The 16611-nt window shown below is 39.1% G+C and carries 16 protein-coding genes and 1 pseudogene; all 17 read right to left on the bottom strand.

Features of this window, described 5'->3' with window-relative positions; translation table 11 throughout:
- Positions 1–37: 37 nt before the first annotated feature.
- Positions 38–2695 (bottom strand): endo-beta-N-acetylglucosaminidase, encoded by a 2658-nt coding sequence (locus tag JFU24_RS15590; protein ID WP_207203208.1) that lies wholly within the window; start codon positions 2693–2695, stop codon positions 38–40.
- A gap of 75 nt (positions 2696–2770) precedes the next feature.
- Entirely contained in the window at positions 2771–4099 is a 1329-nt protein-coding gene (locus tag JFU24_RS15595) for a glycoside hydrolase family 125 protein (protein ID WP_201250178.1), read from the bottom strand.
- 5 nt (positions 4100–4104) lie between these two features.
- A complete protein-coding gene (locus JFU24_RS15600; RefSeq protein WP_201250179.1) occupies positions 4105–6822 on the bottom strand; it encodes an alpha-mannosidase in 2718 nt (905 codons plus the stop codon).
- Positions 6823–7908: 1086 nt separating this feature from the next.
- Positions 7909–8301: a 30S ribosomal protein S9 gene (rpsI, locus tag JFU24_RS15605; protein ID WP_053349043.1), complete on the bottom strand. Its 393-nt coding sequence runs from the start codon at positions 8299–8301 to the stop codon at positions 7909–7911.
- A gap of 20 nt (positions 8302–8321) precedes the next feature.
- Entirely contained in the window at positions 8322–8759 is a 438-nt protein-coding gene (rplM, locus tag JFU24_RS15610) for a 50S ribosomal protein L13 (RefSeq protein ID WP_034304960.1), read from the bottom strand.
- 267 nt (positions 8760–9026) lie between these two features.
- Positions 9027–9767 carry a tRNA pseudouridine(38-40) synthase TruA gene (gene truA, locus JFU24_RS15615; RefSeq protein ID WP_201250180.1) on the bottom strand — a complete coding sequence of 247 codons (741 nt, stop codon included), beginning with the start codon at positions 9765–9767 and terminating at the stop codon, positions 9027–9029.
- Between the two features lie 16 nt (positions 9768–9783).
- Positions 9784–10581, bottom strand: coding sequence for an energy-coupling factor transporter transmembrane component T family protein (locus tag JFU24_RS15620; protein WP_056521844.1), 798 nt, complete (start codon positions 10579–10581; stop codon positions 9784–9786).
- Positions 10581–11447 carry an energy-coupling factor ABC transporter ATP-binding protein gene (locus JFU24_RS15625; protein ID WP_056521841.1) on the bottom strand — a complete coding sequence of 289 codons (867 nt, stop codon included), beginning with the start codon at positions 11445–11447 and terminating at the stop codon, positions 10581–10583. Before JFU24_RS15625 ends, JFU24_RS15620 begins: the two co-directional genes overlap by 1 nt.
- Positions 11423–12262, bottom strand: a complete 840-nt coding sequence (locus JFU24_RS15630; RefSeq protein WP_056521838.1) for an energy-coupling factor ABC transporter ATP-binding protein — start codon at positions 12260–12262, stop codon at positions 11423–11425. Before JFU24_RS15630 ends, JFU24_RS15625 begins: the two co-directional genes overlap by 25 nt.
- Before the next feature lie 375 nt (positions 12263–12637).
- On the bottom strand, positions 12638–13000 hold the full coding sequence (gene rplQ, locus JFU24_RS15635; RefSeq protein ID WP_056521835.1) for a 50S ribosomal protein L17: 363 nt from the start codon (positions 12998–13000) through the stop codon (positions 12638–12640).
- 82 nt (positions 13001–13082) lie between these two features.
- Positions 13083–14027 carry a DNA-directed RNA polymerase subunit alpha gene (locus JFU24_RS15640; RefSeq protein ID WP_053349049.1) on the bottom strand — a complete coding sequence of 315 codons (945 nt, stop codon included), beginning with the start codon at positions 14025–14027 and terminating at the stop codon, positions 13083–13085.
- Positions 14028–14203: 176 nt separating this feature from the next.
- Positions 14204–14593 carry a 30S ribosomal protein S11 gene (rpsK, locus tag JFU24_RS15645; RefSeq protein WP_028390438.1) on the bottom strand — a complete coding sequence of 130 codons (390 nt, stop codon included), beginning with the start codon at positions 14591–14593 and terminating at the stop codon, positions 14204–14206.
- A gap of 22 nt (positions 14594–14615) precedes the next feature.
- On the bottom strand, positions 14616–14981 hold the full coding sequence (gene rpsM, locus JFU24_RS15650; RefSeq protein ID WP_053349050.1) for a 30S ribosomal protein S13: 366 nt from the start codon (positions 14979–14981) through the stop codon (positions 14616–14618).
- A 22-nt stretch (positions 14982–15003) separates the two neighbouring features.
- The gene (rpmJ, locus tag JFU24_RS15655) at positions 15004–15117 is read right to left on the bottom strand and encodes a 50S ribosomal protein L36 (protein ID WP_003156543.1); all 114 of its coding nucleotides are present in this window, start codon (positions 15115–15117) and stop codon (positions 15004–15006) included.
- Positions 15118–15157: 40 nt separating this feature from the next.
- Positions 15158–15376, bottom strand: coding sequence for a translation initiation factor IF-1 (gene infA / locus JFU24_RS15660; protein WP_028390440.1), 219 nt, complete (start codon positions 15374–15376; stop codon positions 15158–15160).
- A gap of 177 nt (positions 15377–15553) precedes the next feature.
- Positions 15554–15771: pseudogene (locus tag JFU24_RS30345) on the bottom strand (M24 family metallopeptidase); the annotation flags it as partial.
- A 169-nt stretch (positions 15772–15940) separates the two neighbouring features.
- Positions 15941–16594, bottom strand: a complete 654-nt coding sequence (locus JFU24_RS15665; RefSeq protein WP_201188204.1) for an adenylate kinase — start codon at positions 16592–16594, stop codon at positions 15941–15943.
- Positions 16595–16611: the final 17 nt, after the last annotated feature.

Here is a 16611-nt window from a genome sequence, read left to right on the forward strand (position 1 = left end):
GAAAGGGGGAAAAACCCCTTTCCGATTATCATATTACTTAATATCCATATGCTTCGACTTCAAATATTCTAATTGCTTGATCTCCACCTTGAGTTGGTTGTTGGACAGAAAAGCGAATATATCGAGCTTCTGTCGTTGTAATGGCATGTTCTGAGATAGCATCTGTATTATTTGTGACAGTTACTGCGTTCGTCCAATTTTCACCGTCAAGACTTACCTCGATCGTGAATGCCCTCGTATTAAAGGCGGCTGGCTCTCCACCCGCTTCAGCATGTTTGACAACAAACTTTGATAGATGAAACGCCTCACCGAAATCGACTTCTAACCAATGATTTGCACCAATTGCACACCATTTACTATTATTCGTCACGATTCCATCAATCGCGTACTTTGGTCCTTCAGAAGGGGCGCATTGTCCACTAGCAGTTGCAGTTTTGTCCAGTGCAACGTTAGTAATGTTTTTTGCATCCTTTGAAATTGTAATAAATCCCTCTTTTGTAAGGACATCCTCCCCTTCGCTATTTTTAGCGATTAGGGTAACTGAGTACACTCCTTCTTCTTCATACCTTACAACTGGATTTTTCTCAGTACTTACTAAAGGTGTACCACCTTCAATCTGCCATTCAACTTCTTCTGTCGCTTCAGATGAATTGTTGAAAAATTGGATTTCTTCACCTGGTGCTGCGACTGTTTGACTTACGCTAAAGTCTGCCTTTGGTTGTGGGTATGCAGGCCATTTAAACATTACCTTCGCAGCTTTACCTCGAACAAAATCAGTAGTTACAGCTACGATTTCTAGGGTAGTTGCTGTTTCCTTACCACTTCTTCGTAAATTCGAAATGTAGTATGCATCGTTTGGAACTGCTCCGATAAATTCTTTTTTACCTTTAGGAAGGTCGCGATAAATTTCATAATGCTGAATATCACCTTCCACTGACTCCCATGATAAATCTAAATCAGCATATAGTCCCTTCGAGAAAGTTGGATTTTTCACCTTAGCTTTCGTTGGTATAGCTGGGACCTCTTTATCGTTATGTTTATTTGTAACTTTAATTTCTCCGATGTTGATTTGATAATCTTTTATTGCATCATCACTCTCGAAGAATAGAGAAATAGTTGCAATTTTTTTTCCCTTATATTTGTTTAATTTAAATGTTTCTTCCATCCATTGATCTCGACTCTTTTTCTTCACATCAAAAAACACAAAATCATCGGGTTGATCCACAAAGCTTACACCAAGCTTCATGTTAGGCTTTTTCACATCAGTTTTGTAAGTTACAGAAATCTCAGTATCCTTTTCAACTGGTAGATTCGTTTTATAAAGCTTCACATGTGTCGCATTTTTTTTCGTTAGGTTACCAGAAACCTTCAAAGAGCTACCACCGTAAAATGCTGTATCCCAATCGAAATCAACATTTAGAGGCTCCCCTTTGCTATCCTTTAACCAGCGCCATGTTGGTAAAATATCTTGTAAACTACGGTTATTCCATTCTTTTATACTTTGTGTAGAACCACCTACTGCAAAGAATTTCCCACTACCTGTATTAAAATGTGTTACAAACGGAAGCTCTTGAATTACCGTTTTTGCAGTAAAATAGTGAGCCATCCCTTTCCAGTTTCCATTTTCACCAGTCTTGCGAGGATCCCCAGCTTTTCCAGTCCAGAATTCTTGTTCTTTCTGATAGAACGCTTCCATTGTTTCAGTTGTTTTAAAAGCCCAGTCTGGACGGTAAATCCCTAAGGAAGTCAAAGGTTTTTGTCCTTCTGGGAAAATGCCATTCCAAGGAATGTTTGTCTTAGTTCCATTTGCTTCTACATCAATGCCAGTATATAGGTCATATGGACTTCTACCAATTTCCAATGCCTTATCATGAGAAGATTGTTGATTCGTCCACCAGAAATTTAAAAACATACTGTCGGAAATTCTGTCATTACCATCTTGTAAGAACATTTTATTACGATCTGTTAAGTGATTTTGCCAGTTAATTGATCCGTTTTCTACCATTGAGTCATACCACATAATGTGCATGTCTTCTTGCTTATTGCCTTGTAGATATTTTAAAAACTTTTTCGTTTTTTGTGCAGTCTCATTATTTCCACCTGCTGTTTCTTGGTTGATAAACCAGCCGTCAAATCCGTAATATTTAGCAACCTCTAAAAGTTTGTCAGCAGCAGGAAATGACCCATCCTCACGCTGTGTAAGCATTTGGTCTACCCATTTCGCTTGTCCTCCGTACGTTATTGGAGGAAAGAAAATAGTACCTAAGATTGGAACGCCATTTTTATGAGAAGCATCAATCACATCAGCGCTTGGAGGAGTAATAATTCCTTCTCCAGCAGAACCCGCCCAATACACCATTAAATCAACGTACTGCCAGTAGCTAAATGTATTTGCAAAAAATTTATTTCCGCCTTGAGATGGAACCCCGCTTGTGTTGGAATTTAATGCCGATAATGCAACCAATTTAGCTTCTGACTGAGATGTTTCATTCACATTGAAAACAACTTCTCTATCAGCTAATGGAACAGTACTTTTGTTATATACAGCATCAGAATCATTTTCTGGACTCCACTTTAATAATGTTTCAGGATACCAATAAGATGATTCCGGCTGTTTTGCAAAACCCGTAATCGGAAGTACACAAACTAAAAGCAAACCTAAGAACGCAGTGACAAGACCATAGCTTATTTTCAACAAATTCCCACCCCTGTTAGTAAGATCATTTTATCCATCCTCTGTAACAACCAAGATGCGGTACTGTGTCTTAACTTAGATATTGTTTTCTTGTAGCTTTTTATAAAGCGGACTACCTTTAACTGCAAAACCACATAAACTTAATACAAATTCACTAAACATCGAATTCGCCCATGAGAACCACTCTCTCGTAAATTCTTCTGGTTGGTCTGAATTAAAGCCCTCATGCATAAATCCAGTTCCGCCATCCGATTGCTTCATCTCTTCCAAAATTCTCTTTTTATCAGAAGCATCTGTAGATGTCATCCCCTCAATTGCTAATGCAATATGCCATATATAATGATCGGGTGTATGAGGACTCCCAATTCCATTGGCCACTTTTCCTTCATAAAAGTAAGGATTATCTCTACTTAATAAAAAGCCGCGAGTATTCTGATAGGTTTTATCATCAAATTGGCACCAGCCCAGATAAGGAGCTGCTAGTAAACTAGGGATGTTCGCATCATCCATAAGATGATATCTTCCCATTCCATCCGTTTCATAGACATATAAATCTCCATAAATCGGATGTTCTAACACTGCATATTCTTCTATCCCTGCTTTTATCTCAGAAGCTAGTTGCTCACATTGCTTTGCAAGACTTTCATCCTTTAAAACTTCTCTACAAATCTCTGATGCATAACCTAGCACTACTACCGCAAACATATTTGCAGGTACTAAATAACCATATAAACAAGCATCATCACTTGGTCTAAATCCACTCCAAGTCATTCCTGTTCTCACAGTTTTAGATCCTTTCCCATCCCTGTTCAGAGTATCTGATTGTCTTACATCCATTCTTTCAAAGCTATATGGTGATTCATCCTCATGATTTTGTTCCACTTTCCAGACATGCAAAATCTTGTTCAATGCTTTTACAAATGTGTCATCAAAGTAGGCCGTTCTTCCAGTTGATTTCCACAAAAGATAAGAAAGCTGAATTGGATAGCAAAGTGAGTCAATTTCATATTTACGTTCCCATGTCATTGGGGACATATCAGTTTTATCATCTTGATGGCCTTTTCCATTAGCGGTTTCATTGAATGCATTTGCATATGGGTCATGAACGATATAGTTCATTTGACGACGAACAACACCTTCAATTAATTTCGCCATTTCTTCGTCCTTTTCAGCAGCAAGTAAATATGGACGTACTTGGGCAGCTGAATCTCTTAACCACATAGCTGGTATATCACCTGTAATGACAAATGTTGTTCCATCTTCTTGTGGCTTTAGTGTTGTTTCATACGTATTAACAAAACATTGTTCAAACATCTCATGAAGCTTTTTATCTTCAGGGAAATTCTTCTTCACCTTTTCGATTAAATAAGATAGTGATTGTGGGATTGTTTTCTCAGTGTTCATTACCTTCACTCCTTCACTTGCCAACCAAGGCTAATAATTTCAAACGGTTTTACTTTTTCTTGAATTTGCGAATTTCCAAACGGCTCTTTCACATTCTCAACGATAGTACTCTTATAGCTATTTGTACCTTGCATTGGTTGAGCAATTACCCTTGTTTCTTTTTCAGATGTGTTAAACCATCGAGCAATTACATCATCTCTTTCCTCCGCTAATTTGATAGAAGAGATTGCTAATGATTTACCTTCCCAAGAAAAAAATGTCTTTTCGGTTGGAAGTAACCCTTCATGTACATCTGTTTGTACAGCAATCACAGGCACTTGGAAGTCATACGCCTCTTTGAATACTTCTGACTCAACCACTGTACCTTTGTGAGGGATAACCATCCATTCTGCTTGGTACGTTCCAATACATTGAGCCTCTGGTGTTGAAAATAGACCCCAATCCCCTAACTCAGAAGTTGAACGGAGAATCGTAACGGCTATTGTTTGTTGTTCCTCAAGGATTTCATACTCATGTAATCCTTTATTCGCAATTGTCATCCCATGCTTTCCATCTGTTACACTTACAAAAGCCTGTTGGTGATGATCGAAACTAGGATTGTCCCACTCTCTTTCAGGTATATTAGGACGTTTTGCCACTTCAAAAATACTGTCTGCATAGTGTTCATTCGTACTTAGATTAGTTGGAAAAAGAACACGTAGACGATGATCCTTTGCTTGGTTTTCAATTGTAACCTTAACAGAAGGCCCCTTCGCTTTTTGATCTAACTGAATATGAGTAGTTAAACGAATTGTTACATTTTCAGAAGATCGACCTGATAGCCGGTCCTTATGCCAAACTAATAGTTCCTTTTCTCGTTGAAATTGTTCATCAGCCTCTTTTGGAATCTTCCACTCATGAACAAGTTCTATAACGGAACGTAATGAATGGTCTTCAACTACTCTTATCTCCGCTTTCAAATCTTTCGTTGTAAGTGGAACTTCACCATTTGGCTTCCTAAACATATATTCGTTACCAATGTCCCCGCTATTTTCATAGATTCCTAGATTTTCGAATACTTTCCCAGTCTGTTTGTCAGTCAATGTATACGAACCATTTTCATGAACAAACAAATGAACAAATTCATTCTCCAATTCACGAGCACATTGATTAATCGATGGCTGTTCATTCAACTTCGTTTCCTTGGCCGGTTTGATATAAAATGTTTTATATCCATAGCCCGGAAGAGATTGAGCTAGGAATGTTAATTTGATAATTCTTGCATAATAGGGACGTCGGAAACCATCTCCTGGTAGCTCATATCCAAAACGGGTACCAATGTCCTTTGTTTTACAAACATGTACCTTACCACTTTTATCAACCAAATTAATATCAGGTAAATCCTTCGAACCAAGGAAATCTGGAATCTCTGAAAAAGGCATATCTGAAAAATAGACTTTTTCTAGCTCAACTTCCTTTTCGATAACCACATCTCGTGTATTTCCTGATGTGTTAAAAACAACAACTGGAATCATATCCTCATCAACAACACTTTGTTTCGTTGAAATATGAGATACAACTTCATTGGCCTTCTCCTCGATAATAGTTGATGCAGTCTGCTGAACCTTCTCAAAACGAGTTACCATTTCTCGATGTACTTCATCTACACTACAACCGCAAATACTGTCATGTGGATGGTTTTCCATCAAAGTTTTCCATGCATATCGTAAATAATCACGTGGATATTCATGACCAAGAAAATAGGAAAAAACGGATAGTGGCTCAGCCACTTTTTCTAAAAGTGTTTGACACTTTTGATTCATCTGCTTTAAATAGATGCGGGCAGAGGCTGTATTTACAAGAGTTGACCACCCATCTGTACGTTGATTCCGCAGTTCACCGGTAATCGTCTGGAGTTGTTCTGGTAATGATTCCTGAAGTACTTCCATATAATCATCAAAATTAGAGTGTACAAACGTGATATCTGGAAAAAGTTCTTCAGCCACCTTGATTGCATCTCCTATATCCACTTGAATTGGCTGATGATCACAACCATTCATGAAAAGAAGATTTGGTGTTGAAGAATATTTCTTAGCATCAGCTAGTTTTGTTTCCCAATATTTTTTCGCACTCTCTCTATCCACTGGTACTTCATTGCCGTTTGAATACCAATTCGCAAACAAAACACCAAGCACCGCCGATCCATCTGGCGACTTCCACTTAAGTTCTGAATATGGCGATTCAAATGTTTTCGCATCGCTCACCATATTATTAAATCCGGTTGGTTTTACACCTCTCCCAAACGCAGCAGTTTTAATATTAGCTTGCTGAAGCAATTGAGGTGCTTGACCGTAAATGCCAAATGTATCTGGGAAGTACCCTACCTTTGATACAACACCGTATTCCTTTGCAGCTTGTAACCCATACAACATATTTCTGACATTCGCTTCCGAGCTTGTTAAAAATGCGTCCTGTAACACATACCAAGGACCGATATGAAGCTTTTTTTCTTGTACTAGCTTCTTAATCAATTCTTTTTTATCAGGACGAATTTGGAAATAATCTTCTAAAATAATCATTTGTCCATCCAAGTGAAAGCTCTGAAAATCTTCCCCCTTTTCAAACAAATCGATAAGTGTATCCATCAACTTCACTAAGTGGTACCGATGCTTTTCAAAAGGCATATACCATTCCCGATCCCAGTGGGAGTGAGAAATAATATGCGCAGTAGTCTTAAATTCCATTTTGTTTCCCTCCTATATCTCAAATCCTTCGACAGGATAGTAGCCGCAGCACCCTTTATTCCCGTCAATGTACCATGACGCTTTTTCTAACTTCAGTAATTAGCTATCATGGTGTAAAAGGTAATTGGTTATTTTCTACTAGCCATTAATAAAATGCTGGCTGTTCGATGATGGCACCACCACCTAATACGAACAGCTAAGGATTTAATACTTGAATAGCTAGATCGGCATTAGGAAAGCGCTATCAATATTTTGTACTATAGGATAACCATGCCACGATTTAGATTGTGTGGATTTAGTACCTTCACTTGTTTCGAATCTAGCTGACCCGGAGCACCTATACCGATTCCTGTAATGGTTAGGAATTGTTGCATTGAATTCTTTTACACACGATACACTCAAGTTGGTAGCGTATAACCTGGTATTTTACTTGGGTCGGAAATTCATGTGCTGGTAGGACGTCTCCATCCTCTTGTACAAAGTCAATCGCTATATTCGTTGCTCCAATATCATGCCTATACCAGTTTTCATGTACAATCGCCTTCTTCTACTTTTCTTCACATTAACGATATGTTTCAGCAAATCAATAGTCAATCACCACAGAGAAAGTGATAAGCTTTTTCCATATAATCTAAAATTTATCCATATTTTATGAAAGTGCAAATTATTTTTAGTTTAAGACCTTTAGAAAGACAAAAAGAGCCGAGTAGATCAATGCACCCAAATTTAGAGTAGTGGGGGAGATATCATTTTAAAGTCAAAATTTCAATGCTTGGCTTACTTTTATGATAAGTATCTGTAATTTTTGAAAAGCATAAAGAACTTTACCCCATTACTATACATGCTTCCCTTTTATTTGAAGCTGGTGCAGGTATAAAAGAGGCTCAAGAGCGGTTAGGTCATCTGGATATTCAAATTACAATGAACTCCTATAAACACCTTACAGACTACTTAATAGAGCAGACAGGAGAGCCCCAAAGGTACATTGAGCTATGATAGTGATGAAATACGTGTGGGCTAAAAAATTTTATACAAAAAAAAGACCCCCAACCAAAATGGTTGAGAGCCTTTGAAACGGTAATAGAATTAACGTTTTGAGAACTGAGGTGCACGACGTGCGCCTTTAAGACCGTATTTTTTACGTTCTTTCATACGTGGGTCACGAGTTAGTAAACCAGCAGATTTAAGAGCTGGACGGAATTCTGGATCAACTTGAAGCAATGCACGAGCGATACCGTGACGGATTGCTCCAGCTTGACCAGTGTATCCACCACCGCTAACGTTTACAAGAACGTCGTAATTTCCAGTAGTTTCTGTTGCAACTAGTGGTTGGTTAACAACTTCACGTAATGCTGCGAAAGGAATATATTCATTAATGTCACGACCGTTAATAACGATGCGACCTTCGCCTGGTACTAAACGTACACGAGCTACTGAGCTCTTACGGCGACCAGTACCATAATATTGAACTTGTGCCAAGATAGTAACCTCCTTAGTAATTATCCGCGTAATTCGTATACTTCTGGTTGTTGAGCAGCGTGTGGGTGCTCAGCTCCAGCGTATACGTGTAATTTTTTATAGATTTGACGACCAAGAGAATTCTTTGGAAGCATACCTTTGATAGCAAGTTCAAGCATTCTCTCAGGGTAGTTTGTACGCATTTCAAGAGCAGTTCTAGTTTTAAGACCGCCTGGATGCATAGTGTGACGGTAATAAATTTTGTCAGTCAATTTTTTACCAGTCAAATGGATTTTTTCAACATTGATCAAAATTACATGATCACCAGTGTCAATGTTTGGTGTAAAAGTTGGTTTATGTTTACCACGTAAGATGGATGCTACTTCAGTAGAAAGGCGACCCAAAGTTTTGCCTTCAGCGTCAATCACATACCATTTACGTTCTACTTCATTAGCTTTCGCCATAAATGTCGTACGCATGGTTAACCTCCTAAAAAACTTTTTAATTTTTTATATTTATTTTCAATCACAATAAACTTCCGGGGCTTATCGTGGGATTAAAATACATACCATATTATATTAACTTCTCCCAGTTTCATTGTCAAGGGAATGTTACACTAGGATAAGTTGTCTATAAAACACTTTCTACAACTCAGCGAAAAGATCAGTATCGCCTCAACCCGCTTTACTATTGATCTTAACCATTTTGTCACTTGTAAAAAAACTGGTATCACACTTAAAATATTTTTATTTGTAAAATACTTTCCATAAATACAGTCCATGACCTGGTGCTGTTTTCCCAGCAAAACTGCGGTCTTTCTTGTCCAATATCCCAATTATATCTTGAGGTGCTATTTTGCCGCTCCCGACTTCTAGAAGCGTCCCAACTAAGATACGCACCATATTATACAGAAAGCCTTCTCCAACAAAGCGAAAAACCATAAATCCATCAGTCTCATTAAAATCCATTTCTTGAATAGTTCGGACTTTATCGACCACTTCTGTTTTTGCCGAACAAAAACTTGTAAAGTCATGGGTCCCTATTAAATAGGAAACTGCTTCCCTCATTGCCTTTTCATCTAATGAATAAGGATAATGATAGGCGTAATTGCGTTGAAACGGATCCTGCAGTTTTGAACGGGCAATAATATATCGGTACTCCTTGCCAGTCGTATGGAACCTTGCATGAAAATCTGCAGACACAATATCGACTTCCAAAACGACGATATCGCTTGGAAGAAGGGCGCTGAACGCCTTTACCCAATTTTCAGTAGGAAATGTAAGGGGTGATTCAAAATGAATGACCTGACCCTTTGCATGAACCCCTGAATCTGTCCGGCCTGAAGCTGTCACTTTTACAATTTCACCCTTATGCATTTTGGCTAGGACTTCCTCAAATTCACTTTGTATCGTTCGTTTCTCAGGTTGCACCTGATAACCAGCGAAATCTGTGCCATCATAAGCAATCACACATTTATATTTTGGCATATAGTACTCTTCCTTATTATGAACGTAATAAAAATAACATGACCGCAAGAGCACCTAGAGAGACCATCAACAGGCTGTCACTAGTCTTCCAACTTAATTGACGGTATTTTGTACGGCCTTCCCCACCACGGTATCCTCTGGATTCCATGGCTGTTGCCAATTCTTCTGCCCGTTTGAACGAGCTCACAAATAATGGGACAAGCAGCGGTACTATCGATTTAACCCTATCCTTTATTGGACCTGATGAAAAGTCAACTCCCCTTGCTGTTTGTGCCTTCATGATTTTTTCGGTTTCTTCCATTAGCGTTGGAATGAATCGAAGGGCAATGGACATCATCAATGCTAGTTCATGAACCGGCATCTTCCATTTTTTTAAGGGCCCCAACAACTCCTCCATTCCATCAGTAATGGATATCGGGGTTGTCGTCAACGTTAATAGAGACGTAACCAGAATTAGTAAGGTAAACCTTAAGGATATAAATAACCCTTGAATCAAGCCACCTTCGTAAATTTCAAACCAGCCATATTTAAAAAGGACTTCTCCTTCTTTCGTAAACAAGATATGCAGTAAGAATGTAAAGACGATTAAGAAAAAGATAGGTTTTAATCCATTATAAAGATAGCGAAGCGGAATCTTAGAAAGACTAATCAACATTACAGTAAATACAGCAAGCAAAGAGTATGAAACGACATTATTCGCCAAAAAAACGACACAGACAAACAGGAATACCAAGAGTAGCTTAGCCCTCGGGTCCATTTTATGCATCACAGAGTCAGAAGGGACATAACGCCCGATAATCATTTTATCCAGCATTAGCGGTTCCCCCGTTTCATCGCTTTATCGATTTCTATCGCTAAATCCCCGATATTAAGACAAGGGTGATCAAAACGAACACCTAGTTCCTTCTGAAGCTTGAGTTGAAAACGGACCGTATCAGGTACATCCAGACCAAGCTCTAGCAACTGCTCAGGCTGGGAAAAAATCTCCTGAGGAGTTCCTTTTTTGAACACCGTACCCTGGTGCATGATAACAATGTCATCCGCATACTTAGCTGCATCCTCCATGCTATGAGTCACCAGAATCGTTGAAATGCCGCGAACTTTATGCAAATCATAAAACATATCCATAATTTCTTTCCGTCCTCGTGGATCAAGTCCGGCTGTAGGCTCATCTAGTACCAATACTTCCGGTTCCATAGCCAGTACACCTGCTATGGCTACCCGTCGCATTTGACCACCGGATAAGTCGAATGGAGATTTTACCAGAATATCCTCACTTAGTCCAACTTGTACAATGGCTTTCCTTGCTAATTTCTTAGCTTCTACTTCAGAAACCCCAAAATTCATTGGCCCGAAACATATATCCTTTTCAACGGTTTCATCAAATAGCTGGTGTTCCGGAAACTGAAAAACAATACCGACCTTTTGTCTAATCGGCCGTAATAACTTTTCTTTTTTTCCGGCTTCTATCGTCCGGTCTCCAATGAAGACTCGCCCCTTAGTCGGTTTTAAAAGAGCATTTAAATGCTGCAGTAACGTTGATTTACCGGAGCCTGTATGGCCTATTATTGCAGTATAGGTTCCCGATTCCATTGAAATATTAACATCATGAAGGGCTAGATGTTCAAAGGGAGTATTGACCTGATAGCGGTATTCTACATCATCGAGTGTAATTCGCATAAATCCTTCACCAACTCTTCCTCTGTCAAATGCCCATTCACAACACGAACACCATTTTTTTGCAACTCTTTAGTTAGTTTTACCGAAAAGGGAATATCTAGACCAAGAGCTATTAATTCTTCCTCTAATTCAAAAATATCTTGAGGAGGCCCTTCGCGATATAACTGACCTTGATTCATGACTATCATACGATCAGCTTTCGCAGCTTCCTCAAGATCATGGGTAATCGATATAACTGTAATCTCATTTTCCTGTTTTAATTCTCTCACAGTTTCAAGCACTTCTTCACGGCCTCTTGGGTCAAGCATAGAGGTTGCTTCATCTAAGATGATGATATCTGGCTGTAAGGCAATGACACCTGCTATGGCCACTCGTTGCTTTTGACCGCCGGATAGATGGTGCGGCTCTTGATTAAGAAAGGCATTCATTTTAACCTTATTCAGCGCACCATGAACACGCTCCACCATAACCTGCTGAGAAACACCGGCGTTTTCTAAACCAAAAGCCACATCATCCTGAACTGTAGTGCCTACAAATTGATTATCTGGATTTTGAAAAACCATGCCAATTTTCTGGCGTACATCCCAAACGGTTTCTTCCGTCAATATTTGATCATTAATCATAATCGTACCTGAGTGGGCGAACTGAAGACCATTCAATAACTTCGCTAATGTCGACTTGCCGGAACCATTATGGCCAACGATCGCAAGCCACTCCCCTTGATAAATATCAAAAGAAACATCATCTAAGGCGTTTCGAGACTGACCCTCATATCTAAAAATAATATTCTCTAAAGAAACCAGCTTCTTCCCCATGTGGCCCTCCTCATCCTCGACTGCACTCATCTTATCTTAACTCTGCTGAATTAACATAAATAAACAATGAAATATCAGTATTTATTCTTCTGAAAATATAAAAAAACGCTGCACCCCTTCCACCGAAAGAATTTTCGGTAAATTAAGAGCAGCTTACAGCGGGCCTGTTACGAAAAACAGGTTATCTTATAATCGCTTATAAAAAGCGGGAAGGGATGCTTGAGCTAGACGTGAAGGCTCCCTGTAGAACAGGTTCCGCCAGCCATCGTAACACTCAATGCGAATTTCTAAAAAAACAGAATTTCTATAAAAAAAGAAAAAGGGCAAAGAACAAGTGAGTATATTCATTTGTCCTGCCCTTTTTCATCGTTGTTATTAAACTAATTCAATAACCACGACTGGTGCACCGTCACCGCGGCGTGGACCAACTTTCATGATACGAGTGTATCCGCCTTGACGTTCTTCATAACGTGGAGCAACGTCACTGAATAGCTTTTGAAGGGCATCTGTACCATTCTCAGCGTCAGCGATTTCGTTACGGATGAATGCTGCAGCTTGACGGCGTGCATGCAAGTCACCACGTTTACCAAGAGTGATCATTTTATCTACTACAGAACGTAATTCTTTTGCACGTGCTTCAGTAGTTTCAATGCGCTCATGGATAATAAGATCCGTAGCTAAATCACGAAGTAATGCTTTACGTTGTGCGCTAGTGCGTCCTAACTTTCTGTAACCCATTAGAGATTCCCTCCTTTGTTGAAGTTCTATATTATGTGTCTATTACAAGGCTCACAACATAATGGATGATTCCGCCATGTTATCAGTCGTCTTTACGAAGACCTAAGCCTAATTCTTCTAGTTTCGCTTTCACTTCTTCAAGTGATTTACGGCCTAGATTGCGAACTTTCATCATATCTTCTTCCGTTTTGTGAGCAAGCTCTTGAACGGTATTGATTCCAGCACGTTTCAAGCAGTTATAAGAACGAACAGAAAGGTCTAATTCTTCGATCGTCATCTCAAGAACTTTTTCTTTTTGATCCTCTTCTTTTTCAACCATGATTTCAGCATTTTGAGCTTCGTCAGTTAACCCAACAAAGATATTTAAATGCTCTGTTAAAATCTTAGCTCCAAGTGCTACCGCTTCTTGCGGACCCGTACTGCCATCAGTCCAAACATCGAACGTTAACTTGTCAAAGTTAGACAACTGTCCAACACGTGTATTTTCAACTTGGAAAGATACTCGTGAAACTGGAGTGTAAAGAGCATCGATTGGAATTACACCAATTGGCTGATCTTCTCTCTTGTTTTGAACAGCAGGAGTGTAGCCGCGGCCGCGACGTGCAGATAAACGCATACGCATATGACCGTTTTTACCGATTGTAGCAATATATAAATCCGGATTAAGAATTTCTACATCACTATCATGAGTGATATCAGCAGCCGTAATGACTCCGTCACCTTGAACGTCAATTTCTAGCGTCTTCTCTTCATCAGAGTAAATCTTTAGAGCTAGTTTTTTCACATTAAGAATGATAGATGTAACATCCTCTACGACGCCTTCAATTGTTGAGAACTCATGTAGCACTCCATCAATTTGTATAGCTGTGACAGCAGCACCTGGGAGTGAGGATAAAAGGATACGACGTAAGGAGTTACCCAATGTAGTACCATACCCACGCTCTAGTGGCTCTACGACGAATTTACCGAATTTGGTATCGTCGTTGATTTCAACCGTTTCGATTTTTGGTTTTTCTATTTCGATCATCAATAAACCCTCCTTCAAAACGTCAAAACCCCGGTAAGTAAACATGTCACTTAAACCGAAATTCCCCATGTATACGTTCCCGCTGTGCGCAACAACTGAAAATTAATCTTCTGTAAGAACGCAAACTTAGTATTATATCCCATTATTGACAGGAATACAAAATCTATACAGAAAAATTAAACACGGCGACGTTTTGGTGGACGGCATCCGTTATGTGGAACTGGAGTTACATCTTTAATTGCAGTTACTTCTAGGCCAGCAGCTTGAAGTGCACGAATAGCAGCCTCACGTCCAGCACCAGGTCCTTTAACTGTAACTTCAAGAGTTTTCATACCATGTTCAATTGATGTTTTAGCAGCTGTTTCAGCAGCCATTTGTGCAGCGAATGGCGTAGATTTACGAGATCCACGGAAACCTAAAGCTCCAGCACTTGACCAAGAAATAGCATTACCATGAGAGTCAGTGATCGTAACGATTGTGTTATTGAATGTTGAACGAATATGTGCAATACCAGTTTCTATATTCTTTTTCACACGACGTTTACGTGTATTAGTTTTACGTGCCATGAAAAGTAACCTCCTTTACTAATTATTTTTTCTTGTTAGCTACAGTACGACGAGGTCCTTTACGCGTACGAGCATTGTTTTTTGTATTTTGTCCACGAACAGGAAGTCCACGACGGTGACGTAAACCACGGTAAGAACCGATTTCCATTAGACGTTTAATGTTAAGGGAAATTTCACGACGAAGGTCGCCTTCTACTTTTAACTTGTCAATGATATCACGAATTTTGTTCAATTCGTCTTCCGTTAAGTCACGAACGCGAGTTTCTTCAGAAACACCAGCTTCTGCAAGAACTTTAATCGCTGTTTGTTTTCCAATACCATATATATATGTTAATGAGATAACAATACGTTTGTCACGGGGAATATCTACTCCAGCAATACGTGCCATGCTTGAGTGCACCTCCTTCTATTTAGCCTTGTTTTTGTTTATGTTTAGGGTTTTCGCAAATAACCATAACTTTACCTTTTCTGCGGATAACTTTACACTTTTCGCAGATTGGTTTGACTGATGGTCTGACTTTCATTGCTATCTAACCTCCTTATACAGATCGGAGCGTAACCGGATTATTTAAACCGGTATGTGATTCTGCCGCGAGTTAGATCATACGGGGAAAGCTCAACCGTAACTTTATCTCCAGGCAAAATGCGAATAAAGTGCATACGAATTTTACCGGATACATGAGCTAAAACAGTATGACCATTTTCTAATTCTACCTTAAACATTGCATTTGGCAAAGTCTCTTGTACTGTGCCTTCTACTTCAATTACATCATCTTTCGCCATTAAAGTGATTCTCCCTTCTCTATGCGTGAACCTATTAAAGGTACACATCTTTCCGTCAACATTACTCCAGTCCAATTATCCTCAAAAGTCATACAATTCTGCATCAAGTATTCACCATTTTGTAGAACCAGGCTTTAACTGAGGACCTTTATCAGTTGGACCGAAATGAGGAATTTATGGGTCCTCATGTAAGTCTTGACCGATTCCGTGACCGACATACTCTCAAAATAGAGAAGCAATTAGTCTCGACATAGGTTTGAATAGCATGGGAGATGTTTGAAAGGCGCACGCCTGACATAGCTTCTTTCAACCCTCTATATCATGACTCTTTAGGAATCCTAATAGAGTCACTGCATTTCTTCATCAATTTTGCCGACCGGATATGTCCATGAAGATTACTTATAAAGTAATCGCCCAATTCAGGGAATACCAAGTACAAGAACCTGATTAATAAATGTGAGAATGCTCTAGCGAAATCCATTATACCCTTTGTATTAAAGGAATGCACCAAGTTTAACTAGTAAGTTGTAAAAATGGTATGAATTTCATAAATCAATACGATGATTAATTTTGCAAAGCACCAAGTAACACATCAATGTTTTCAAATACCTTATTAATATCTTGCTGTCCGTTAATGTTTACCAAGTATCCTTTTTCTCCGTAGAAATCAAGAAGTGGCTTAGTTTGTTTCAAATTCACATCTAAGCGATTTTGAACCGTTTCTTCATTATCGTCAGCACGTTGATATAATTCTCCGCCACAGCGGTCGCATACATCATCTTTAGCAGGAGGATTGAATACAAGATGATATGTCGCACCACATGATTTGCAAATACGACGTCCTGTCAATCTTTCCATTAAGATGCTTTTATCCACATCGATATTAATGACAAAATTTATTTTGCGATCTAAATCAGTAAGGATGCTTTCAAGTGCTTCTGCTTGTGCCACAGTACGTGGGAATCCATCAAGCAAAAATCCTTTTAGGCAGTCCTCCTTGCTTAAACGCTCACGTACAATGCCGATGGTAACTTCATCAGGTACCAATTCGCCTTTGTCCATGAATGATTTTGCCTTTAGACCTAATTCTGTTCCATCTTTGATAGCTGTTCGGAACATATCTCCAGTAGAAATATGAGGGATATTATATTTTTCTACGATTTGTTCGGCTTGAGTACCCTTACCAGCACCCGGCAGACCCATTAACACTAGATTCAATTTTCTTCCCCCTCAAA

Origin of the sequence: Peribacillus sp. TH27, from assembly GCF_016650915.1 — a bacterium.
In the GTDB taxonomy this organism is placed as follows: domain Bacteria; phylum Bacillota; class Bacilli; order Bacillales; family DSM-1321; genus Peribacillus; species Peribacillus butanolivorans.